At 56.8% G+C, this 23011-nt stretch carries 19 protein-coding genes; 3 read left to right on the forward strand and 16 right to left on the reverse strand.

The annotated features are described in order from the left end of the window. Position 1: 1 nt before the first annotated feature. Together thiM and thiD are read left to right on the forward strand one after the other, a co-directional pair. Positions 2–796 (forward strand): hydroxyethylthiazole kinase, encoded by a 795-nt coding sequence (gene thiM / locus AC2A1E_RS01895; RefSeq protein ID WP_484382306.1) that lies wholly within the window; start codon positions 2–4, stop codon positions 794–796. Further along, complete coding sequence (gene thiD, locus AC2A1E_RS01900) at positions 793–1593, forward strand: bifunctional hydroxymethylpyrimidine kinase/phosphomethylpyrimidine kinase (protein WP_484382307.1); 801 nt, start codon at positions 793–795, stop codon at positions 1591–1593. Before thiM ends, thiD begins: the two co-directional genes overlap by 4 nt. A gap of 35 nt (positions 1594–1628) precedes the next feature. On the opposite strand, the gene gutQ is transcribed toward thiD, so the two are convergent. The 16 genes from gutQ to AC2A1E_RS01980 all read right to left on the reverse strand — a co-directional run bounded on the left by gutQ (position 1629) and on the right by AC2A1E_RS01980 (position 21750). Beyond that, complete coding sequence (gene gutQ / locus AC2A1E_RS01905; protein WP_484382308.1) at positions 1629–2600, reverse strand: arabinose-5-phosphate isomerase GutQ; 972 nt, start codon at positions 2598–2600, stop codon at positions 1629–1631. Then, positions 2593–3366, reverse strand: coding sequence for a glucitol operon DNA-binding transcriptional repressor SrlR (gene srlR / locus AC2A1E_RS01910; RefSeq protein ID WP_484382309.1), 774 nt, complete (start codon positions 3364–3366; stop codon positions 2593–2595). The genes gutQ and srlR overlap by 8 nt, the downstream gene beginning before the upstream one ends. A gap of 82 nt (positions 3367–3448) precedes the next feature. Then, complete coding sequence (gutM, locus tag AC2A1E_RS01915) at positions 3449–3805, reverse strand: transcriptional regulator GutM (RefSeq protein ID WP_484382310.1); 357 nt, start codon at positions 3803–3805, stop codon at positions 3449–3451. Positions 3806–4070: 265 nt separating this feature from the next. Then, positions 4071–4850: a sorbitol-6-phosphate dehydrogenase gene (gene srlD / locus AC2A1E_RS01920; RefSeq protein WP_484382311.1), complete on the reverse strand. Its 780-nt coding sequence runs from the start codon at positions 4848–4850 to the stop codon at positions 4071–4073. A 15-nt stretch (positions 4851–4865) separates the two neighbouring features. Further along, positions 4866–5228, reverse strand: coding sequence for a PTS glucitol/sorbitol transporter subunit IIA (gene srlB, locus AC2A1E_RS01925; RefSeq protein WP_484382312.1), 363 nt, complete (start codon positions 5226–5228; stop codon positions 4866–4868). Positions 5229–5246: 18 nt separating this feature from the next. Then, positions 5247–6236 (reverse strand): PTS glucitol/sorbitol transporter subunit IIB, encoded by a 990-nt coding sequence (gene srlE, locus AC2A1E_RS01930; protein WP_459401746.1) that lies wholly within the window; start codon positions 6234–6236, stop codon positions 5247–5249. Positions 6237–6251: 15 nt separating this feature from the next. Further along, positions 6252–6800 (reverse strand): PTS glucitol/sorbitol transporter subunit IIC, encoded by a 549-nt coding sequence (gene srlA, locus AC2A1E_RS01935; RefSeq protein ID WP_459401747.1) that lies wholly within the window; start codon positions 6798–6800, stop codon positions 6252–6254. A gap of 293 nt (positions 6801–7093) precedes the next feature. Further along, complete coding sequence (yegS, locus tag AC2A1E_RS01940) at positions 7094–7993, reverse strand: lipid kinase YegS (protein WP_484382313.1); 900 nt, start codon at positions 7991–7993, stop codon at positions 7094–7096. Positions 7994–8566: 573 nt separating this feature from the next. Further along, complete coding sequence (gene trhP, locus AC2A1E_RS01945) at positions 8567–9919, reverse strand: prephenate-dependent tRNA uridine(34) hydroxylase TrhP (protein WP_484382314.1); 1353 nt, start codon at positions 9917–9919, stop codon at positions 8567–8569. A 226-nt stretch (positions 9920–10145) separates the two neighbouring features. Further along, positions 10146–10484 carry a YegP family protein gene (locus AC2A1E_RS01950; protein ID WP_484382315.1) on the reverse strand — a complete coding sequence of 113 codons (339 nt, stop codon included), beginning with the start codon at positions 10482–10484 and terminating at the stop codon, positions 10146–10148. 118 nt (positions 10485–10602) lie between these two features. Next, a complete protein-coding gene (gene baeR / locus AC2A1E_RS01955; RefSeq protein ID WP_484382316.1) occupies positions 10603–11322 on the reverse strand; it encodes an envelope stress response regulator BaeR in 720 nt (239 codons plus the stop codon). Then, positions 11322–12704 carry an envelope stress sensor histidine kinase BaeS gene (baeS, locus tag AC2A1E_RS01960; protein WP_484382317.1) on the reverse strand — a complete coding sequence of 461 codons (1383 nt, stop codon included), beginning with the start codon at positions 12702–12704 and terminating at the stop codon, positions 11322–11324. Before baeS ends, baeR begins: the two co-directional genes overlap by 1 nt. Beyond that, the gene (gene mdtD / locus AC2A1E_RS01965; protein ID WP_484382318.1) at positions 12701–14131 is read right to left on the reverse strand and encodes a multidrug transporter subunit MdtD; all 1431 of its coding nucleotides are present in this window, start codon (positions 14129–14131) and stop codon (positions 12701–12703) included. Before mdtD ends, baeS begins: the two co-directional genes overlap by 4 nt. A gap of 160 nt (positions 14132–14291) precedes the next feature. Further along, positions 14292–17372, reverse strand: coding sequence for a multidrug efflux RND transporter permease subunit MdtC (gene mdtC / locus AC2A1E_RS01970; protein WP_484382319.1), 3081 nt, complete (start codon positions 17370–17372; stop codon positions 14292–14294). Further along, positions 17369–20488, reverse strand: coding sequence for an MdtB/MuxB family multidrug efflux RND transporter permease subunit (locus AC2A1E_RS01975; protein WP_484382320.1), 3120 nt, complete (start codon positions 20486–20488; stop codon positions 17369–17371). Before AC2A1E_RS01975 ends, mdtC begins: the two co-directional genes overlap by 4 nt. After that, the gene (locus tag AC2A1E_RS01980; RefSeq protein WP_484382321.1) at positions 20488–21750 is read right to left on the reverse strand and encodes an MdtA/MuxA family multidrug efflux RND transporter periplasmic adaptor subunit; all 1263 of its coding nucleotides are present in this window, start codon (positions 21748–21750) and stop codon (positions 20488–20490) included. Before AC2A1E_RS01980 ends, AC2A1E_RS01975 begins: the two co-directional genes overlap by 1 nt. Before the next feature lie 197 nt (positions 21751–21947). Here AC2A1E_RS01980 and AC2A1E_RS01985 point away from each other — a divergent pair, with 197 nt between their 5' ends. Beyond that, positions 21948–22898 carry an aldo/keto reductase gene (locus AC2A1E_RS01985; RefSeq protein WP_484382431.1) on the forward strand — a complete coding sequence of 317 codons (951 nt, stop codon included), beginning with the start codon at positions 21948–21950 and terminating at the stop codon, positions 22896–22898. The last annotated feature ends 113 nt before the right edge of the window (positions 22899–23011 follow it).

Below are 23011 nucleotides of genomic sequence, written 5' to 3' on the forward strand. Positions count from 1 at the left end.
TATGTTGACTCGACCTGATGTGTTACCCGGCAACCGTGCCGCGGCCTGTTTTCACCAATTTAAACGCCATCTCCCGTTGATTCATTGCCTGACTAACGAAGTGGTACAGGAATTGACCGCCAATGTTCTGCTGGCCCTAGGGGCTTCTCCGGCGATGGTGGTCGAGCCTGCCGAGGCCGCACAGTTCAGCCGTGTGGCGGATGCGTTGCTGATCAATATCGGTACGCTGCACAGCGCGCGGGCCGAGTCGATGTTGGCCGCTATCGAGGCTGCCAATCACGCAGGCAAGCCTTGGGCGTTGGATCCGGTTGCGGTGGGCGGTTTGACTTATCGCACTGATTTTGCTCAGCGTTTACTGATGCTACAGCCTGCGGCGATCCGCGGTAACGCGTCGGAGATTATGGCGCTGAGCGGTCTACGGGCTAGCGGCCGTGGCGTCGACAGCAATGACGACTCACTGGCAGCGTTACCGGCAGCGCGTGAACTGGCCCAGAGTAGCGGTGCGATTGTGGCGGTGAGCGGGGTGGTGGATTACATCACCGACGGCGAGCGTGACTGGGCCGTGACCGGTGGCGATATCCTGATGACGCGGGTGGTGGGCACCGGCTGCGCGCTGTCTGCGGTAGTGGCTGCCTTTTGCAGCCTGCCGGGCGAGCGGTTGGATAACGTAGCCACCGCTTGCCGGGTGATGTCGCTATGCGGTGAACGTGCGGTGGCACGCTGTAGCGGCCCCGGCAGCTTTACCCCGGCATTTCTCGATGCGCTTTATCAACTGACCTCAGAGGATCTGCAATGAAACGTATTAATGCTCTAACCATTGCGGGCACCGATCCGAGCGGTGGCGCGGGGATCCAGGCCGATCTGAAAGCTTTTTCGGCGCTGGGGGCCTATGGTACCAGCGTGATCACCGCCTTGGTGGCGCAAAACACCCGTGGGGTGCAGTCGGTATATCACATCGATCCAGCCTTTGTGGCTGCCCAGCTTGATTCCGTACTCAGCGATGTGCGGATCGACAGCGCCAAGATCGGCATGCTAGCCAATGCGGAGATCGTCACTGCGGTGGCGGAACGTCTGCGGCACTATCAACTGCCTTATGTGGTGCTCGATACGGTGATGCTTGCCAAAAGCGGCGATCCGCTGCTGGCACCAGAGGCTGTGGAGTCTATCCGCCGTGAATTATTGCCGTTGGTTTCTCTTATCACGCCAAATTTGCCGGAAGCGGCGGCGTTGCTGGCTTGCGCACCGGCCGAGAATGAACGGCAAATGCGCGAGCAGGGGCAGGCATTGCTGGCGATGGGTTGCCAGGCGGTGCTGATAAAAGGGGGGCACTTGAACGAAGGTGAGAGTCCGGATTGGTTATTTACCGCCGATCTGGAGCAGCGTTTCACTGCGCCGCGCGTGGCGACCCGGCATACCCATGGCACCGGCTGCACACTTTCAGCCGCGCTGGCGGCATTGCGCCCGCGTCATGAGAATTGGGTTGCAACGGTGATGGAGGCCAAGGCCTATCTGCAACAAGCTTTGCAGCAGGCCGATAGCCTAGAAGTGGGGCAGGGTATTGGGCCAGTGCACCATTTTCATGCCTGGTGGTGAAGTTGGCCGGGCGCAGAGAACGCCCGGCATAAGCCTTAGCCGACTCCAGCCTGATGCAGGTCGTGCAGGTTGATCGCCCCCACCAGCACGCCGTCAAGGTTAACGACCGGGGCCGCGCTGATGTGTTGTTCGTGCAGGGCTTCCAATGCTTCACCAGCCCGCCACTGTTCTGGCAGGCGATAGCCGGGGCGGGTGATCGCCGGGCTGAGGGCATCAGCGAGGCTATTGCCCTTCACCAGCCAGCGGCGCAGGTCACCGTCGGTAAATACGCCTACCACTTTCTGTTGAGCATCGCACACCGCGACCAGACCAAGGCCGGTGCGGCTCAATTCCAGCATCGCCTCCATCACGTTGACGCTTTCTTTAACCACCGGCAGGCGATCACCGGTGCGCATCAGGTGGTGGACGCGGTTTAACAGGCGTGCGCCCAAACTGCCACCCGGATGAGAGCGGGCAAAATCTTCCGCGTTGAAACCGCGCTGGCGCATCAGCGCCATGGCCAGCGCATCGCCCATCATCAGAGTGTTAACAGCGCTGGAAGTGGGGGCCAATCCCATTGGGCAGGCCTCACGCTCTACGCTGATATCCAACGTGCAGGCTGCGCCCAGCGCCAGCGGGGATTCTTTACCGCCGGTGATGGCGATCACCGGGATCTGGCTTTCGGCCAGCAACGGCAGGATCAGATCCAGCTCTTTGGCGCGGCCGGAATAAGAGATAAAGATCACCACATCGTCGGCACCGATCATGCCGAGATCGCCATGCAGCGCTTCGGCGGGATGGACGAAGAACGACGGCGTGCCGGTGCTGGCCAGCGATGCGGCAATCTTTTTGCCGATATGGCCGGATTTACCGATGCCGGAAATCACCGCTTTACCTTGGCAGTTCAATAGCAGTTCGCAGGCACGGACAAAATTATCGTCCAGTCGGGTCAGCAGGCGTTGTGCTTCCGCCAGTTCAATCTCCAGCGTTTCGCGGGCAAAGTTAAGCAGGGCAGTGGCGTTACTCATCGGAGTCTCCTACCAGAATGATATTGATGCCTTTCGCCTGCAACGCAGCGAGGTAACTCGGGTTGATGCCTTTATCGGTGATCAGCGTATCCACTACGCCCAGTTCGCACACCACGTTCGGGCTTTTACGGCCGAATTTGGAGGAATCGACCAGCAGCACAATGCGGCTGGCAGCTTCGCACATGGCTTTGCTGACATTGTGTACCTCATTGAAGGTGGTCACTCCTGCGTTGAGATCGACCCCGTCGGCACCGATAAACAGTTTATCAAAGCTGAACTGATGGAACGCCGATTCGGCCAGGCTGCCGTGAAACGAGGCTGATTTTTTGCGATAGGTGCCACCGGGCATCAGAATGGTCTGGTCGTTGTCCAACTCCACCAGCGCATTGACGATATGCAGGCTGTTGGTCATTACGGTGATGTTATTGAACTGCGCCAGATGTGGCACCATTTGCAATACGGTGCTACCTGCGTCGAAGATCAGCGAATCGCCGTCGTCGATCAGTTTGATGGCGGCGTAGGCAATCTGGCGTTTCTTCTCGGTATTGATATGGGTTTTGCGATCGATGGGTTGATCGCCATCGTCACGGCTGAGCACCACACCGCCGTAGGTGCGGATCACGTCACCCTCTTCTTCCAGCAGGGTGAGGTCTTTACGGATGGTGGTGCCGGTGGTGGAGAAATGTTCTGCCAGTGCATCCACTGCCGTTTTGCCATGTCGCTGCAAGTATTCAAGAATAGCGGCTTGCCGCTGCTTTGGTTTCATAGCGATTCCTGTTCACCAGAGTTGACCATTCCTCTCGGTGAATAATTCACTATGAAAGGTAATGTCTTTTAGTGTGAAAATATCATGATTTCGGTGTAATCGCTAACAATAGTGCAGTTTTGCATGATTGATCCTCGGGGAAGATCACATCCGGGCATAAATCTTGCTGATGCATGCCATGCAACTCGGTGAGTTGTTTAGGCTGTGCGAAAATAGTCAGGCCGCGCATCAGCATGCTACCGCACACCCGCTGCTGTTCATCGAACGCCAGTGCCAGTATCACGCGGGGTTTGAAGCGCCCGCCAGAGCGGCCAACGCCCACGTTGCCTAGCTGGCACAGGCGATCAAAGGCGCGGTTGAAACGCTGAATCTGCCACCAGCCGAGGGCGATTTGCATCAACCAGGCGATAATGGCAAAGGTGATGAGTGCGCTGGTCATGAGATTGTGCTCCTGTGTAAAAATGAAGGGGAAATCAGGTGATCTTCCCCTCACCCTAGCCCTCTCCCACAGGGAGAGGGGACTGGATGTGCCACTGTTTTACTCCGGCATTAACCGTGGTATTTATCGACTTGTTTTCCCTTGGGCTAAGGGGCGGTATGCGCCACCGCTTTACTCCAGTCTTAACCGTGGCACTTATCGGCTCCCTCTCCCTTGGGGAGAGGGTTGGGGTGAGGGGGACAATCTCGCCCTCAGCCGATATATATCAGAACATCACTTGCCCGCCGGTAATGTTGATCGACTGACCGGTGCAGTACGACGCCTTATCGCTGGCGTAGAACAGCAGGGTGTTCAGCACGTCCTGATAATCGCAGCCGCGTTTGAGCGGTACTTTGTCGGTGTAATACTTCTCAACGTCTTCGGGTTTGATCCCCAGTTTCTGCGCGTATTGCGGCAATAACGACTGGAACATTGGGGATTTGAGCAGGTTACCGAGCATCAATGAGTGCACGGTAATGCCATACTCCGCCAGATCGAGCGCCAGCGATTGGGTCAACCCTACGCCGCCGAACTTGGCCGCGCTGTAGCCAGAGTTGTGTTTGCTGCCGACCTTGCCGGATTTAGAGTTGATCTGAATGATGCGCCCGGCAACGCCGTCGCGGATCATCAGGCGCGAAAACTCGCGGGCACAGAGAAAATACCCCACCAGATTCACCTGCAATGAGCGATCGAAATCACCCAGTTGGAAATCGGTGATCGGCGCCGCTTTGGCGATCCCGGCGCTGTACACTAACAGATTCGTCTGGCCGAAAGCCTGATCAACCGCACTTGCCAGCGCAATAACGCTGGCTTCATCGGTGGCATCGGCCTGGAAGCCGATTGCGCGATCGGCACCGTATTCCTGATTGATTTGCTGTGCCACCAGATGGGCGTTGTCAGCGCTCAGATCCGCCACCGCCACGCGGTAACCGGCTTCAGCCAGGCCGTGGCACAGGAAGGCTCCTAACGTTTGGCCACCGCCAATCACTACAGCTACTTCAGACATGTTGTACTCCTTTCCTTATGCGGAAAATTTCAGCGTGCTGCCTAATGGGATATCGCTAGGCGTTGGGCCGGTAACGTGGATCGAACCGGGGAATTCCGCCTGTGCCTCGCCGTCGAAACGCACGGTGACGTGGCCCAGTTCGCGCAGGTTCTGCGTGGCAACCTCACCGACGGCGGTGATCGGGTAACGGCTTTCGCCGAGCTCCATCACCCCGCCGACCTGTAAATCACCGGCGGTGTTGCCGTGTTGGTGAATGAAACAGTACTCTTCGATATCTGCCGGAGCGCCTTCACGGAAGGTGATCAGCATGTCATCCAGCAGCGCATCACGGGCGCAGCCGCCGATATGGGTAATGGTGGTCTGGAAAATGGTGTTCATCGTTTTCCCCTGTTCAACTTATTGATAAATAAAGGCCGATGCTGCCCAGGCGATCAGCACTGTGGGTGCGCCGGTGAGGAAGCGCCCGACTAGTACCGAAGGTACGCCGACGCGCACCGTATCCTGTTTGGCTTCTGCCAAAGACAAACCCACCGGGATAAAGTCACAGGCGGCCTGTGCGTTAATGGCAAACAGCGCCGGTAAGGCCAACTGCGGCGGGATATGGCCAAGGCCAATCTGCACGCCGACCAACACGCCGATCACCTGAGCAATCACCGCGCCTGGGCCAAGGAACGGCGAAAGCAGCGGGAAGGAGCAGATTAGCGCCAGCGTCACCAGGCCGATCGGGCTGTTGGCCAGCGGCGTCAGGCCGTGAGCGATAAAGTCCCCGAGCCCAGAGGCCAGGATGATGCCGATCAGCGCCGAGACGAAGGCCATAAACGGCAGGATGGTTTTCAGGATGGTGTCGATGGTGTCACGGCCAGCCTGGAAGAACACCGCCACCACCGAACCCATGCCCATCCCGACTTTGGCTAGCAATCCATCACTTTGCTCGGTGATCTTCTTGCTGGTGTCGTAGTCACGCACTTTTGGCGCTACGGGTTTTTCCGTGACCGGGGCCGTTGCCGCGCCATCAGCCACCTCAACCAGGCTGATATTGTTTTCCCGCACGCCGGAAACGTAGATATCTTCCAGAATAAACTGCGCCAGCGGGCCGGATTGACCGGTGGCATGAATGTTGATGGTCGGAATGCGGCGTTTCGGGTAAATACCGCAGCGCAAGGTGCCGCCGCAGTCGATAATCATCACGCCGATTTCTTCTGTTGGCGGTTCACCCTCTTTAAAACCGTCAACCGCTGGCCAGCCGGTCAGTTCACTGATTTTGTCGACGATCGCCGGGCGGGTACCGGCGGTGATATAGACAACCTTCTTGCCCGGTTCGATAGCCAGTTGCAGTGGGCCACCCCAGCCGCTGGCACCTTTCTCAATACGGATATAAGCGCTCATGCTGTACTCCACAAATTAAAGTTGAACCTGACGATCCAGTTTGATGCCCATTTTGCGTTCGAACAGGCTGGTGGTGAGATCGGTGATCCAACCACGGAAGAAGTTGGTGAACAGCCCAACCAGGAAATAGCTCACGGCCAGCGGGGCCAGCGGCAAGCCCAGCGTGGTCAGCCCGCTGGCGACGCCGAGGTAAACGAACAGTTCACCGGGGTTGATATGCGGGAACAGGCCGTTCATCGAGTGGCAACTGTAAGAAGCGGCGGCGTAGTAGCTAGGTTTGTATTTCTCAGGCATAAAGCGCCCAAGGCTCAGGGTCATGGGGTTACAAAACACAAAGGTGCCGATCAGCGGCAGCAACAGGTAGCGTGAAACCGGGTTACCTGCACAACGCTGTGCCAATCGTTCGATTCGTTCCTGGCCAACAAATTTGATCAGCGCGTTCATGATAACTAACAGGCAGATCAACAAAGGTAAGATGCCGGTCACCATGCTGACAAACACCTCACCACCTTTCTGAAACAGGCCGATAAACCATTCGGCTCCGTGGGTTATTAGATCAATCATTATTTTCTCCTGTGATGGATGAAATGGCCTGGAGCGAACAGCGACTCTGTCGCCATGGGTCTACAGTAATCATTTTATGAAGTTGTTTGTTTTAAATAGATCACATTTTGAAAGATAAATATTTTATTATGAAAGATTAAAATGAAAGAAAAGGAAGTTTTAAGCCAGGGAAAGCCAGGAGGCGGAGAGTTTATGGCAATAAAAAGTGCCCGACATTGTCGGGCTTGGAGTAGGTTTCGTTTTAAAAACAGATGGTTAAGTTTTTCTTGAGGGCGAAACAGTATGGCGGCAGATTAACCCAACAACTCACAGTTGGGTGGCAAGCGGCACTCAATTGCGTTTGGCAGTAATTCAATACGGAAATGCTTACCTTTTAGCGGCTCACCATCGAGATTGAAGATGATTTCGTGTGGTGCGCTAATTTCAAGCCAGGGTAATGAGGCATCGACCACGCTGTTGTTTTCTTCGCCGCTGAACAGGCTGCTGATCAAGGCCGGCAGCAACTCTTCAGCGGTCAACAGGCGCAGTTGCAGTAGGCCGTCGTTGATCAGCGCGCCGGGGCACAGTTTCTGCCCGCCACCGGCCTGCTTACCGTTGCCGATACCAATCACCAGCGCGTCACCGGACCAGTGGAAGTCTGGCCCACGGATCTCACAGCGATCGGCTTGCAGCGTATCCATACGCAACAGGCCATGGATGAAATAGGAGACGCCACCCAATGCCGCTTTCAGTTTTTCCGGGGTTTCGGTGGTGATACGCGTACCAAAACCGCCGGTAGCCATATTGATGAAATAGCGATCTTCGTTAACTTTCGCCAAGTCGATTGGCACGACTCGGCCCTTGATCGCCAATTGCAGCGCCTGGTCCGCCGCCAGAGGGATATTACAGGCGGTGGCGAAGTCATTGGCGGTGCCCAGCGGCACAATGCCCAATATCGGCCGCGTGGTGGGCGGGAGTTGGGCCAGCGCGGTGACCACTTCGTTAATGGTGCCGTCGCCCCCACCGGCGATTACCGTTCCCGCTCCCAGTTGACAGGCTTCTGCGACGAAACGGGCAACGTCACCTTGTTCCCAGGTTACGCGAACATGCAAAGTCAGGCCTTCATCCCGCAGCGTTTTCACCGAGAAACGTATTTCCTCGTTGCTGGCGCTTTTGCCGTTAATGATAAGCAGCGCTGACGCGTGTTGGTTCATTGTTATCCCCAGGGTGAAAAAGAATGTATCTAGACGATAAACCACAACAGGGGGATGGGCCACCGGAATATTCGGGTAATAGTATATCGCGGTTGACTATAACGGCATTTTCTTCTGAAACTGGGATATTTCTATCTCGGTATAAATGTTCACATTAAAAAAATTCTTAATCGTTATATTAAAATTTATATATAAGAAGGAGCTCGCTATTCTAGCTAAATTAAAATTAAGAAATGTCTTATAAAAATGACTATTTCCGATGTTTTAGCCCCGCAGCCTAGTAAATTCCTATCAATAATCTCAGTTTTTGGCTGGTTGACTTCGTGAGCGCGCCCCGCGCTGGTTTGGGCAATAATGAGTTAATGCAATGAAAAACAGGGGGAAATAAGAAAAGAAAAAGCCAACCCAAGGGAGATTGGGTTGGCTAAGGAGGTGGTTCCTAGTATTGCTATGCAAATATTTTCGTTATTAGTTTTAAGCAGCGCAATAATAACCAAGCTGTACGGTAATTGATGTGATCTGATTCTAATATTTGCTAAAAAATCGCCACCGGCTGAGGTGGCGATAAACGGCTTATTGCGGTTCGCTATTTTCTTCTGGCAGATTGCGAATCAACAAGGCGTAATTCAGGTCAACATCTTCTGGGATCGGCAAATAAACGATATGGCCATTACCTGGCGCAACGTCAATGGCTTCACCTTTCTTATTCTGCATGCTTTCCAAGGTAAACAAGACGTTACCGCCGGGCGTCATCATTTCCACGCTGTCGCCGCACAGAAATTTATTTTTCACATCCACTTCAGCCCAACCGTTGCGACGCACGCCGGTGAATTCACCGACAAATTGCTGACGTTCGGAGATCGACGAGCCGTAATCATAATTCTGGTGGGCATCGTGGGTGTGACGACGCAGAAAACCTTCGGTATAACCACGGTGTGCCAGCCCTTCCAGCGTGGTGAGCAGGGTGGGATCAAACGGCTTACCGGCAACGGCATCGTCAATGGCGCGGCGATATACCTGCGCAGTTCGCGCGCAGTAGTAGAAGGATTTGGTGCGGCCTTCGATTTTCAGCGAATGCACGCCAAGCTGCGTCAGGCGCTCCACGTGCTGGATGGCACGCAGGTCTTTCGAGTTCATGATGTAGGTGCCGTGTTCATCTTCGAAGGCACTCATGTACTCGCCGGGTTTCTGTGCTTCGGAAAGCATAAACACTTTATCCGTCGGCGCACCGATGCCGAGCGTTGGCTCAACGTTCTGCACCGGGATCGGCTCATGCATATGCACGATGCTGCCGGTATCGTCTTCTTTGCCTTCTTCCGCTTTGTACTGCCAGCGGCAGGCATTGGTGCAGGTACCTTGGTTCGGATCGCGCTTGTTGATATAGCCGGAAAGCAGGCAGCGGCCGGAATAGGCCATGCACAGCGCACCGTGGACGAAAATCTCCAGCTCCATTTCTGGCACCTGGCTGCGGATTTCTGCGATCTCCTCCAACGACAGCTCGCGCGACAGAATCACGCGCGTCAGCCCCATCTGCTGCCAGAATTTTACCGTGGCCCAGTTGACCGCGTTGGCCTGCACTGAAAGATGAATATCTATCTGTGGGAAGGCTTCGCGCACCATCATGATCAGGCCCGGGTCGGACATAATCAACGCATCCGGGCCCATGTCGATCACCGGTTTGAGATCGCGCAGGAAGGTTTTCAGCTTGGCATTGTGCGGTGCGATGTTAACCACCACGTAGAATTTTTTACCTAGCGCATGGGCTTCATTAATCCCCAGCGCCAGATTCTCGTGGTTGAATTCGTTGTTACGCACCCGCAGGCTGTAACGGGGTTGGCCGGCGTATACCGCATCGGCACCGTAGGCAAAGGCGTAACGCATGTTTTTCAGCGTTCCCGCCGGGGAAAGCAATTCTGGTGTAAACATCGTGATTCTCGGTCTGATTTCAGGTCAGCACCGCGCCACTTAATGGCGCAGCGAAAGTGGGGGATTGTAACGGCAGCCCGGCAAGAAATCAGCAATTAACCGGAATTATTTAGGGGGATCGCTGTTCTTCAGGGGGGCCTTTATTCACCCCAAACGCTGAGTTGGCTCAGCGATTGGGGTGTTTTCGGTAGTTTGCAGGTGGGATTGTATCTAACATCGACATGATTCAAGCGTTCAAATCACGTATATGAGGGGTTGGGCCATGCTTGATCACTGACTGAACGCCGTTTTTCGCCGCGCTTTCTGAACTGTACATCTGGCTGGTGCCGATCACCTGCTGGTTTTTGGCTTTCAGCACAAAGTAGGGCTTTTCATTACTGCCGGTCTTCAGTTCAAACTGGGCCTCATCGGGCGAATTGGCTTGCACAGACGCAATGCCGTTTTCCGCTGAGGCCTTGCTGGCGTACATCTCGCTGGAAAGAATGATCTCTCCATTACTGGCTTTCAGGGTGAAGTGGTACTGTCCATTACTCGATTTTTTTAGCTCATAGTGGCCGGTTGCCATAGTCCTTCTCCGCTTGGTTCCAATGACAGAGGTAATTGTAGCCAATAGCTTGAAAAGTGACGTTTGAGCAGCGAAATAATCGTGGGATATGTGATCTCTACACTTACGCGGCAGGGATTTAAGCCAAGCCGTTTACCAACCGGCATGGTTCGGCTTCCCAGCGATAGCCGACACCGTAAACCGAACGGATAAAGGCTTTGTCGCCGTCAATCAGTTCCAGCTTGCGGCGCAGGTTTTTGATATGGCTGTCGATGGTGCGATCGGTCACCACGCGGTAATCGTCATACAGGTTGTTCAACAACTGCTCGCGCGAGAATACGTTGCCCGGCTGGCAGGCCAGGGTTTTCAACAGGCGGAATTCTGCCGGTGTCAGATCCAAGATATGGCCGCTATAGCTGGCCTGAAAGCGCGGTTCATCAATATGCAACAGCGCTTCTTCGTCACCCTGTTCCATGGGCCGGTAGCAGCGGCGCAGAATGGCTTTGACTCGGGCAACCACTTCACGCGGGCTATAGGGTTTGCAGATGTAGTCATCGGCACCAATCTCCAACCCCAACAGGCGGTCGATCTCCTCAATTTTGGCGGTCACCATCATGATCGGCACGTCGGTAAAGCGGCGCAGATCGCGGCAGATGGTTAAACCATCGCAACCCGGCAGCATCAGATCCAGCAGGATCAGCGCCGGTTGCTGCTCATGCACCGCCGGAACCACCTCGCGGCCGTTGCTTAGCCAGCGTGTGGCGTAGCCCGCCGCCTGTAGATAATCCACCAGCAATTGGCCCAGCTTGGGCTCATCTTCGACAATCATAATCTGCAATGGCGGGTTCGGATTTTCCATTATGGAGCCTTGTTGTTCACCTGAGTGGAGAAATCTACTGTAATGCGCACGCCGCCGAAAGGCGAATGCTGAGCGTGGATCGTCCCATTATGCGCTTCTACAATGTTCTGACTGATGGCCAGCCCTAACCCGGCTCCGCCGCTGGTGCGGTTGCGTGAACCCTCGGTGCGGTAAAAGCGTTCGAAGATGCGTGCCAACTGCTCGTCACTGACGCCGGGGGCGCTGTCCTGCCAGTAAATCCGCACTATGCCCGGCAGCGATTCGATACCGACCTCCAGCCTGCCGCCGGGATCGGTGTAGCGCAGGCTGTTCTCCAGCAGATTGTTGAACAACTGGTTGAGGCGATCCGGATCGCCGAACAGCTTCGCCTGTTGCGGCAACTGGGTGACGATCTCCAGCCCTTTGGCATGAAAACGCTCACGAAAGGCGGCGACGGCGATTTGCACCAGATGGACACAATCTACCGATGATTTACGGTAGGCCAGGGCACCGAGATCGGACAGCGAAAGCTGATGCAGATCGTCCACCAGTTTGGTGAGGGTAGAAACTTCTGCCAATAGCGAACTGATCGACGCCGGTGTCTGTTGGCGCACGCCGTCCTGCAAGGCTTCCAGCTCACCGCGCAGCACCGCCAGCGGGGTGCGCAGTTCGTGCGAGATATCGGCCATAAACGCTCGCCGCATCTGTTCGTTCTTTTCCAGCGAAATGGCAAGGTGGTTGAAATCCTGCGCCAACCGGCCCAGCTCATCCTGGCTGCTGGCGGTGACGCGGGCGCTGAAATCCCCGGCTGCCAAGCGGTGCGTGCCCGCCACCAGCCGTTTTACCGGTGCCAGCAGGCCGCGCGACAGCAGCCAGGTGACCGCCGCTGCCAGCAGCGTCGACAGCGCGACGATCAGCCAACTGGTGCGTTTTTGTTGTCGATCGAAGTTGATATCGGCATTGCGCGTCAGCTTCTCCGGCGGGGCTGCCATCACCCAGCCGACGATCTGATCGTTGTAATGGATCGGGTGGCGGGTGCTCTCTTTCGGTATCGGGCCTGAATGGCCCACCAGCCGCTGATACTGGTTATCGACGATCCAGAACTGCGAACGCCAGCCTTTGGGCGGCAGATTATGCTCACGGTCGTTGCTTTGTTCGAGAGAGCGCACGATACGGTACACCATCTGATCGTTATTGCGCAGGAACGCCCAGTTACCATGCTGACGGTATTGCTCTTCCAACGCGTCGGCGAGTAGGGCAATACGCTGTTCGTTACTCTGTTTGATATAGTCGATAAATCCCCGTTCAAAGCTGATGCGTACTCCCCAGTGCATGGTGATTAGCACCAGCATGCAGGTGGCGAAGATCGCCATGAACAGTTTGCCGGTGATGCCTATTCTCATTGCAACCTCGTTGAGCCGTTACTCGGCCCTTTTGTCAGCGTGCGGCTAGGCGCGATGTTGGCCGGTACGCGGGCGAAAACCAGCGCAGGCAGGGCGATGATCAGTGCCATGCAGGCGTAACTGTAGATAAATGCGCTGTGGATGGCAGCGCTGTCGGCCACTACCTGATGATGAGCGAAGCTGCCGATCAGGATCCCGGCCACGCTCACCCCCAGGCTCATGGAAAGCTGCATTACCATCGACAACAGGCTGTTGCCGCTGCTGGCCAGGCGATCGGGCAGGTCTTTCAGCGTCAAGGTATTCATGGACGAGAAACGCAGCGAGTTGACCATCCCTTGGAAGAACAGTACCACCGGCAGCAGATAGACCCAGCCGAGCATCGCCACCAGCGGCAGGGTTAAACTGACCACGGCTAACAACAGGGTGGTGGCGACCAACACATGGCGATAGCCAAAACGGTTGACGATCTGCACCACAATACGCTTCATGCCCATGCTGCCAATGATCATCGGGATCATCATCAGCCCGGCATGGAAAGGTGAAAACCCCATGCCGACCTGCAGGAACAGCGGCGTCATAAACGGCAACATGCCGCTACCGATGCGCCCTAGCAGGCTACCGGTCAGACCGATCCTGTAGGTTTCGGTTTTAAACAGCCGCAGCGAGAACAGCGCCCGGCCGTTACCCTTGGCGTGCCACCAGTAACCGGCCAGCGCCGTGCAGCCCAGAATCACCAGCCCGAGCAGGATAGTGGGGGAGAGCCCCATGCCTTTGTGGCCGTCGAGCGCCAGCGTCAGCGTTGCCATGCCGATCGCCAGCATGATAAAGCCGCTGATATCAAAGCGGCGGGTCTGCATACGGTAATTGGGCATAAACAGCAGGGTGGCGATAGCGCCGACAATCCCCACCGGAATATTGATCAGGAAGATCCAGTGCCAGTTGGCATATTGCACCAGAAAACCGCCCAGCGCGGGCCCCATTAACGGGCCGATCTGGCCGGGCAGAGTGACAAAGGTCATGGCCGCCATATACTGTTCACGCGGGACGATCTTCATCACCGTCAGCCTGCCGACCGGCACCATCATCGCACCGCCAATGCCCTGCACAACACGAAACGCCACCAGTTCACGCAAGGTTTCCGCCTGGGCGCACAGCACCGAACCGAGGGTGAACAAAACAATGGCGCTGAGGAACACCCGCTGGGTGCCAATCTTATCCGCCAGCCAGCCGCTAGCGGGCAGCATCACCGCCACCGTTAGCACATAGGAAACAATCACCGACTGCATGCGCAGCGGGTTTTCCCCCAGGCTGGCGGCGATTGACGGCAGCGCGGTATTGACGATGGTGGTATCCAGCGCCTGCATAAAGAAGCCAAAGGCCACAATCCATAGTTGCCATTGCACTGGGGCGGTCTGTCTGATAATCATTCACCTACCTTTCATATTAAAAGCTATCGTGAGAGCTAATCATCACCTAGGTGCTAAAGGGGTAGCCCCCCTCTCCCTGTGGGAGAGGGCCGGGGTGAGGGGCTTGCAGTTCGCTGATCTTCCCCTCACCTTAACTGACAAACATTATCGTGATAGCCATTTATTGCGGCAGCGGTGCCAATTTTTTACCACGGCGGAACTTCATCTGTAGCCGGTCGAAATACAGATAAATCACCGGCGTGGTATACAGCGTCAGCAACTGGCTCATCACCAATCCCCCGGCGATGGTGATACCGAGTGGTTGGCGCAGCTCCGCCCCGTCACCGCTGGTCAACACCAGCGGCAGTGCGCCAAACAGCGCTGCCAGCGTGGTCATCATAATCGGCCGGAAACGCAGTAGGCTGGCCTGGAAAATCGCCTCGTGGGCGCTAAGGCCGCTATTGCGCTGCGCGTCGAGGGCAAAATCGACCATCATGATGGCGTTCTTCTTCACAATGCCGATCAGCAGCATGATCCCGATTAAGGCGATCAGGCTGAATGGCGCGCCGAACAGTTGCAGCGCCAGCAAGGCACCTACCCCGGCAGAAGGCAGAGTGGAGAGAATGGTCAGCGGATGGATATAGCTCTCATACAACATCCCCAGCACGATATACACCGTGGCAATGGCGGCGGCGATCAGCAGCAACTGCGATTGCAGCGTTTCCTGGAACACCTGCGCGGTACCGGCAAACGCGCCACGTACCGTAGAGGGCACGCCGATCTGTGTCATGGCGCGCTCAATGGCGACGGTGGCATCGGACAGGCTGCCTCCTTCCGGCAGGTTAAACGAAATGGTTGAGGCCGCTGAAAGCCCCTGATGGTTGACCGCAAGCGGAGCATTAGCCGGTTGCCAGCGGGCAAAATAGGACAGCGGGATCGTTTGGCCATCTTTATTAATCACGAACATCTTCTCTAGCGAACTCACGTCCTGGGTATAAGGCGGAGCCACCTCCATCACCACTTTGTACTGGTTCAGCGGTTGATAGATGGTGGAAATCTGGCGCTGGCCGAAGGCGTTGTTCAGCAGATTGTTGGCATCGGTAATCGAAATGCCCAGCCGCGCCATGGTTTCGCGATCGTAAGACAGATCCATTTCTGAACCGCGATCCTGCTGATCGGAGTTGACGTCGGCCAGTTCGGGCAAGGCCGCGAGCGCCAGGCGGACCTTCGGTTCCCATTCACGCAGTTCGCGGAGATCGTCCGCCAACAGCGTGTACTGATAACTGGCGTTGGATTGCCGCCCACCGGCGCGGATATCCTGCACCGCCATCAGGAACAGGCTGGCTCCGGGCTCTTTCGCCAGTTTGGCGCGCAGCCGGGCGATCACCTTTTGCGCATCGTCGCTGCGTTCTGACAGCGGCTTGAGCGAGATAAACATCGAACCGCTGTTGGTGCGTGAACCGCCGGTAAAGCCGGTGACGTTATCCACGTCTTTGTCTTCCCGTACGATCTTCATAAAATCCTCCAGCTTGCCGCGCATCGCCTGGAACGAAATGCTCTGATCCGCCTGGATAAAGCCCATCAGGCGGCCCGTGTCCTGCTCGGGGAAGAAGGTTTTCGGAATGCTGATATACAGCCAGATGTTGAGGGCGATGGTCGCCAAGAACAGCGCCAGTACCCAGCGCGAATGGCCGAGCACCCAGTTAAGCGAGCGGCCATAACCCCGTTGCAGCGCCAGCAACACTTTGCCAAAACCGCGTACGCGCCGCTGTTTGCGGTCGGGCTGATAGCGCAGCAGATAGGCGCACATCATTGGCGTTAACGTTAGCGAGATCAACAACGAAAGCCCGATGGAGACCGACAGCGTGACGGCAAATTCGTGGAATAACCGGCCCGGCAGACCGCCCATAAACAGCAACGGAATAAACACCGCCACCAGCGACACGCTCATGGAAAGCACGGTGAACCCCACTTCGCGCACCCCTTGCAGCGCGGCCTTTATCGGTTTCATCCCGGCTTCGACGTGGCGAGAAATATTCTCCAGCACCACGATCGCGTCATCCACCACAAAGCCGGTGGCGATGGTCAGCGCCATCAGCGACAGGTTGTTTAAACTGAAACCGCACAGGTACATGGCGGCAAAGGAGCCGATCAGCGAAACCGGCACCGCTACCGCCGGGATCAGCGTCGCGCGGCCAGAGCGCAGGAAGATAAACACCACCAGGATCACCAGGCCGATGGCAATCATCAATGATCGTTCCACTTCTGCCAGTGAGGCGCGAATGGTGGGGGAGCGATCCTGCGCGATATTCAGCTGGATGGAAGCCGGAATATTTTCCCGCAGGGCGGGCAGCTCGGCGCGGATGCGATCGACGGTTTCGATGATATTGGCGCCCGGTGAGCGGCTGACGGTCAGGATAATCGCCGGTTTGGCGTTGGTCATCCCGGCGTTACGCACGTCCTGCACCGAATCAACGACGTTGGCCACATCGCTCAGGCGTACCGCTGCGCCATTGTTATAGTGGATCACCAGCGGCTGATAGGCGGCAGCGGTTTTCAGTTCGTCATTGGCCTGGATCTGCCAGCGCTGCTGCGGGTCGTCTACCGCGCCCTGTGGCCGACGAACGTTGGCATTGGCGATGCTCTGGCGTACTGCATCCAGCGACACGCCCTGATTGAACAGCGCGCCGGGGTTGAGTTCCACACGCACCGCAGGCAAGGAACTGCCACCCACCGACACATCGCCCACCCCTTCAGTCTGGGCAATTTTCTGCGCCAGCTGCGTGGAGGCAAAATCATACAGTTGCCCCTGATTGTGGGTGTCCGAGGTTAGCGTCAGGATCATGATCGGTGCGTCGGACGGGTTGATTTTGCGATAGGTCGGGCGGTTTGGCATCCCGGTCGGCAACAGGCTTTGCGCCGCATTGATTGCCGCCTGCACGTCGCGCGCAGCACCGTTGATATCGCGATCGAGATCGAACATCAAAATGATCCGCGTGCTGCCCAGCGAACTGGTCGAGGTCATTTCACTGACCCCGGCAATGCGGCCCAGCGCCCGTTCCAGCGGAGTGGCCACCGAAGACGCCATGGTTTCCGGATCGGCCCCCGGCAGTGAAGCCGTGATGGCAATGACCGGGAAATCAATCTGCGGCAGCGGTGACACCGGCAGCAGCCGGAAACCCATTACCCCGGCGAGGGCGATCGCCAGCGTCAACAGGGTGGTGGCAACGGGCCGATAGATGAACAGGGCGAAGAATTTCACAGCAGCTCCTGCGCATCCGGCTGGCGATGAGTATTGCGCGCCAGCTTGTCAAACAGCAGATAAATCACCGGCGTGGTGAACAGCGTCAGGATCTGGCTCATCACCAGCCCGCCCACCATACAGACACCCAGCGGGCGGCGCAGCTCTGCGCCCACGCCGGTGCTGAGCATCAGCGGCAGTGCGCCGAGCAACGCGGCCAGCGTGGTCATCAGGATCGGGCGGAAACGCAGCAGGCAGGCCTGATAAATGGCATCGTACGGCGTCATTCCCTGTTCGCGCTCGGCGGCCAGCGCAAAGTCGATCATCATGATGGCATTCTTTTTCACAATACCAATCAACAGGATGATGCCGATAATGGCAATCACGTCCAGCTCATGGCCGGACATCATCAATGCCAGCAGGGCACCGACCCCGGCGGTGGGCAGGGTAGAGAGAATGGTCACCGGATGAATAAAGCTCTCATACAGCACGCCCAGCACGATATACATCGCCACCACCGCCGCCAGGATCAGCCACAGCGTGCTACCGAGCGCCGCTTGGAACGCCAGCGTTGCGCCCTGAAACTGGGTGCTGATGTCGTTTGGCATATTGAGGGTTTTTTCTGCCTGAGTAATGGCATTCACCGCTTCACCGAGCGAGAAGCCCGCGGCCACGTTGAACGACACGGTGGCGGAGGGGAACTGAGCCAGATGGTTGATCGTCAGCGGGCCAAAACGTTCCTCAATCTTGGCGATGGTGCTCAGCGGCACGGTGGTGCCGTTGCTGCTGGTCAGGCGGATATCGTTTAACGCCGCCAGCCCCGGCGTGCTGCTGACATCATGCTCCAACACTACCCGGTACTGATTGGCCTGGGTGTAGATGGTGGAGATCAGCCGCTGGCCAAAAGCGTTGTAAAGCGCGTTGTCGATAGCACTCATGGTGATACCCAGGCGGGAAGCCGAATCACGATCGACATTCACAAACGCCACTAATCCTCGATCCTGCCAGTTGCTGGTGACGTCGGTGAGCTGCGGTGCCTGCTGTAACGCCTGCATCAGCTGCGGCACCCACTGGCTGAGCTGGTCGAGGGACATTGCCTGCAACGTGAACTGGTATTGCGTGCGGCTCACCTGGGTATCGATGGTCAGATCCTGCACCGGTTGCAGATACAGCTTCACGCCGGGGAACTGGGCGGTTTGCTGTTGCAGGCGGGTAATAATCGCCGGAATACGATCGCTGCGTTCACTCAGCGGCTTCAGGTTGATCTGCAAGCGCCCGCTGTTGAGCGTGGCATTGCTGCCATCGACGCCGACGAACGAGGTCAGGCTTTCTACCGCCGGGTCTTTCAGGATCTCAGCCGCAACCTGCTGCTGACGTTCGGCCATATTGCTGAACGACACGCTTTGCGGCGCTTCCAGCGTGCCCTGAATAATGCCGTTATCCTGTACCGGGAAGAAGCCTTTCGGGATCAGCAAGTACAGCAGCACGGTGAGGATCAGCGTGCTGAACGCCACGCCCAGCGTCAGCCAAGGGTGATTCAGCACCACTTTCAGCCACACGCCGTACTGGGCGATCACCCGCTCAAAAAAGCGTTCCGAAGCGCGTGAGAAGCGGTTCTGCTTGCGCAACGACTCATGGCTGAGCATGCGCGCGCACATCATCGGCGTGAGCGTTAAAGACACCAGCGCGGAAATCAGGATCGCCACCGCCAGCGTTACCGCAAACTCGCGGAACAGGCGGCCGACGATATCCCCCATAAACAGCAGCGGGATCAGCACCGCCACCAGCGAAAAGGTCAGTGAGATAATGGTGAAGCCGATCTCGCCAGCGCCTTTCAGCGCCGCATCAAGCGGCTTTTCGCCTTTCTCGATATAGCGCGAGATGTTCTCGATCACCACGATGGCATCGTCCACCACAAAGCCAGTGGCGATGGTCAACGCCATCAGTGTCAGGTTGTTGATCGAAAACCCAAGAAAATACATGGCGGCAAAGGTGCCGACCAGGGAAAGCGGCACCGCCACGCTGGGGATAATAGTGGCAGGTACGTTACGCAGGAACACGTAGATCACCATCACCACCAGCACGATCGCCAGCAACAGTTCGAACTGCACGTCGCTGACCGAGGCACGAATAGTGCTGGTGCGATCGGTCAACACTTTCACTTCCACCGACTTGGGCAGGCTTTTGATCAACTGCGGCAGCATTTCACGGATGCTGTCGGCAGTAGTGATCACGTTGGCCCCCGGCTGGCGCTGAATATTCAGCACGATGGCCTGCTCTTGGTTGGCCCAGGCCGCCAGGCGGTTGTTTTCTGCCCCCTGTTCGATGGTGGCGATATCCTGTAGGCGAATGGCCGCACCGTTTTGATACGCCACAATCAACTGACGATAATCTTCTGCGGATTTCATCTGATCGTTGGCAGAGAGCGTGACTGAGCGGGTTGGGCCGTCCAGGCTGCCCTTGGCGGAGTTGACGTTGGCATTGCTGATGACGGTGCGGATGGTTTCGCTGTCCAGCTTATAGGCGGCAACCGCGGCGGCATTGAGCTTAACCCGCACCGCCGGGCGCTGGCCGCCGGAAAGGGTCACCAGGCCGACGCCGGAAACCTGCGAAATCTTCTGCGCCACGCGGGTTTCCACCATGTCTTCCACCTGCGTCATTGGCATGGCGTTAGAGGTGACCGCCAGCGTCAGAATCGGTGGATCGGCAGGGTTAACCTTGCTGTAAATCGGTGGGTAGGGCAGATCGTTGGGCAGCAGGTTGGTGGCGGCGTTGATCGCCGCCTGCACTTCCTGCTCCGCAACGTCGAGCGGTAGTTCCAACTGGAACTGGAGTGTGATCACCGAGGCTCCGCCGGAACTCTGCGAAGCCATCTGTTTCAGGCCGGACATCTGGCCAAACTGCCGCTCCAGCGGGGCGGTGATCGCCGAGGTAACTACGTCCGGGCTCGCGCCGGGATAGAGGGTCACTACCTGAATGGTGGGGTAATCCACTTCGGGTAAAGCAGAAACCGGCAGCGCGCGGTAACCGATAATCCCTGCCAGCAGGATCGCCAGCATAAACAGAGTGGTGGCCACCGGGCGCAGAATAAACAGCCGGGATGGCCCGCCGCCGGCCTTTGGGGGCATGGCCTGCATCAGGATTTCTCCTGCGCTTTACGCGGGTGCTTAGGTTTGACCGTTGCCGATGCCTCTTGCGGAGCAAGTGGTGCCAGTACTTCCACCTGCATGCCTTCGGTCAGGCGATCGATACCGTCGGTCACTACGCGATCGCCAACGCTCACGCCGGTAGTGATCACCACCTGTTGACTGTCCTGCACGCCAGCGGTAACCCGATGTTTACTGACTTTATTATCTTCACTCAAGATCCAGACGAAGTGGCCTTCATTGCCCATTTGCAGCGCGGCGCTTGGGATCACGATCGCATTGTGCAGGGTGGCGACCTTCAGCCGCGCGTTAACGAACTGATTGGGGAACAGCGTGTCGTCCTGATTATCAAAGCGGGCTTTCAGCTTGATGGTGCCGGTAGCCGTATCAATCTGGTTATCCAGGCTCAGCAGTGTGCCGTTGGCCAACAACTGCTGGTTGGTGCGATCCCAGGCTTCGACGCTGACTGGCCCGGCCTTCTGCGCTTTCACCAGATCGGCGATATTGCTTTCCGGCAGCGTGAAAACCACGTCAATCGGATGGGTTTGGGTGATCACCACAATCCCGGTGGTGCTGCCGCTGGAGATGTAATTGCCCACATCCACCAGTTTGAGGCCAACGCGGCCATCAATCGGCGCGGTGATCCTGCTGTAGGTGATTTGCAGTTTAGCGCTGTCGACCGCACCCTGATCGGCTTTGACCGCCCCTTCGCTCTGGCGCACCAGTGACAGTTGCGTGTCCAGTTCCTGGCGTGAGATCAGGTTGGTTTTGACCAGTTGCTGATAGCGCGCCAGATCCTGCTTGGCATTGGCCAGCGTGGCCTGATCTTTAGCCAGTTGCCCCAGCGCCTGCGTCAGTTGCACCTCATATGGCCGTGGATCGATTTCCACCAGCAAATCACCGGCTTTCACCTGCTGGCCTTCGCTGAAGTGGATCGCCATCAACTGGCCGTCGACCCGGCTGGTGACGGTCACGGTATTAGCTGCGGTGGCGGTACCCAGCCCGCTCAGGAAACGCGGCACGTTTTGCTGGGTAGCGGTGGCAGCTTGAACCGGTGGCATCGGGGCATTGCGTCTGCCGCCCGCTCTACCACCCGCGCCTGCATTCCCCGCACCTGCCGGGCGAGCACCCGGTGTTGCATCTGTAGCTTGTGGCGCGTTGAAATGACGCCAGGCCAGAATGGCAACAATAACCACGATAACCACCAACAGCAGGCGTAGTATCAATGAACGGCGTTTCGGTTTTGCATTCATGGTGATAAAGACTCTCTCCAGAGACAAACAGGCGGGCAATCATTGCCAAAAGTGACACTCCCAACAGGATACTAGTTTAGCGAGTCGTGCCAGCACAAAAATGAAGGAAATATGGAGGAAACGTCAGGTTTTTCGGAAGAAAGTACATAATTAGCCGCAGTGATACTTAACACGATAATTTTTTACAGGAGTTAATGATGGTGAAAAGAGAACTAGGCCGTTCCGGTATTCAGGTGCCAGCGCTGGCTTTTGGCGGCAACGTGTTTGGCTGGACCGCTAATGAAGCCACTTCGTTCAGCCTGCTGGATGCGCTGATGGACCATCAACTGAATTTCATTGATACCGCGGATATGTATTCCACCTGGGTACCGGGCAATCACGGCGGTGAATCGGAAACGGTGATCGGCAACTGGCTGAAGAAAAGTGGCAAACGCGAACAGGTGATTATTGCCACCAAGGTCGGCAAGCCGATGGGCGAGGGCAAGCAGGGGTTATCACCACGCTATATCCAACAGGCGGTAGAGGATTCCCTGCGCCGTTTGCAGACCGACTATATCGATCTGTATCAGTCCCATGATGACGATCGCGATACGCCGCTGGCCGAAACCCTGGCGGCGTTTGATGCGCTGATCAAAGCCGGTAAAGTGCGGGCAATTGGGGCTTCCAACTATCAGGCGGATCGGCTGGAAGAAGCGTTGAACGTCAGCGAGCAGAACGGCTTGGCGCGTTATGAAACGTTGCAGCCGGAATACAATCTGTACGCCCGCGCAGGCTATGAAACCGCGCTGGAAGGTGTTGCACAGCGGCACGGTCTGGGGGTGATTAACTTCTTCGCGTTGGCCAGTGGTTTTCTCACCGGTAAATACCGCAGCGAACAGGATATGGGTAAGAGCCCGCGCGGTGACACCATCGTTGCCCGCTATCTGAACCCGCGTGGTTTGCGCATTTTGGCGGCGCTGGATCGGGTAGCGGCTAAGCATCAGACCACGCCGACGCAGGTGTCATTGGCTTGGCTGATGGCTCGGCCAAGCATTACTGCACCGATTGTCAGTGCCACTTCGTTAACGCAGTTGGATGAGTTGGTGGGGGCGATTCGGCTGAGGCTGGATGTTGAGGATATTAAGGTACTTAACGAGGCGAGTATTTAGGTTTATGTGAGCCAAGTGTCATGGGAATTGCCGTAAGCAGAGCGTAATACCATGAAACAATAGTGAGCGGCAATTGCAGGGCCCAAGGCGGGGCCCTGCACCCGCGCCCACGC

Source organism: Serratia sp. HNCC26DJ206 (assembly GCF_057180605.1).

Coding starts and splice junctions, on each gene's coding strand:
- srlR (WP_484382309.1), bottom strand. CDS start 3,366: ATGAAACCAAAGCAGCGGCAAGCCGCTATTCTTGAATACTTGCAGCGA.
- baeS (WP_484382317.1), bottom strand. CDS start 12,704: ATGAGAATAGGCATCACCGGCAAACTGTTCATGGCGATCTTCGCCACC.
- AC2A1E_RS01985 (WP_484382431.1), top strand. CDS start 21,948: ATGGTGAAAAGAGAACTAGGCCGTTCCGGTATTCAGGTGCCAGCGCTG.
- trhP (WP_484382314.1), bottom strand. CDS start 9,919: ATGTTTACACCAGAATTGCTTTCCCCGGCGGGAACGCTGAAAAACATG.
- srlD (WP_484382311.1), bottom strand. CDS start 4,850: ATGTCTGAAGTAGCTGTAGTGATTGGCGGTGGCCAAACGTTAGGAGCC.
- srlE (WP_459401746.1), bottom strand. CDS start 6,236: ATGAGCGCTTATATCCGTATTGAGAAAGGTGCCAGCGGCTGGGGTGGC.
- gutQ (WP_484382308.1), bottom strand. CDS start 2,600: ATGAGTAACGCCACTGCCCTGCTTAACTTTGCCCGCGAAACGCTGGAG.
- mdtD (WP_484382318.1), bottom strand. CDS start 14,131: ATGATTATCAGACAGACCGCCCCAGTGCAATGGCAACTATGGATTGTG.
- srlA (WP_459401747.1), bottom strand. CDS start 6,800: ATGATTGATCTAATAACCCACGGAGCCGAATGGTTTATCGGCCTGTTT.
- thiD (WP_484382307.1), top strand. CDS start 793: ATGAAACGTATTAATGCTCTAACCATTGCGGGCACCGATCCGAGCGGT.
- srlB (WP_484382312.1), bottom strand. CDS start 5,228: ATGAACACCATTTTCCAGACCACCATTACCCATATCGGCGGCTGCGCC.
- AC2A1E_RS01980 (WP_484382321.1), bottom strand. CDS start 21,750: ATGAATGCAAAACCGAAACGCCGTTCATTGATACTACGCCTGCTGTTG.
- thiM (WP_484382306.1), top strand. CDS start 2: ATGTTGACTCGACCTGATGTGTTACCCGGCAACCGTGCCGCGGCCTGT.
- gutM (WP_484382310.1), bottom strand. CDS start 3,805: ATGACCAGCGCACTCATCACCTTTGCCATTATCGCCTGGTTGATGCAA.
- AC2A1E_RS01975 (WP_484382320.1), bottom strand. CDS start 20,488: ATGCAGGCCATGCCCCCAAAGGCCGGCGGCGGGCCATCCCGGCTGTTT.
- AC2A1E_RS01950 (WP_484382315.1), bottom strand. CDS start 10,484: ATGGCAACCGGCCACTATGAGCTAAAAAAATCGAGTAATGGACAGTAC.
- baeR (WP_484382316.1), bottom strand. CDS start 11,322: ATGGAAAATCCGAACCCGCCATTGCAGATTATGATTGTCGAAGATGAG.
- yegS (WP_484382313.1), bottom strand. CDS start 7,993: ATGAACCAACACGCGTCAGCGCTGCTTATCATTAACGGCAAAAGCGCC.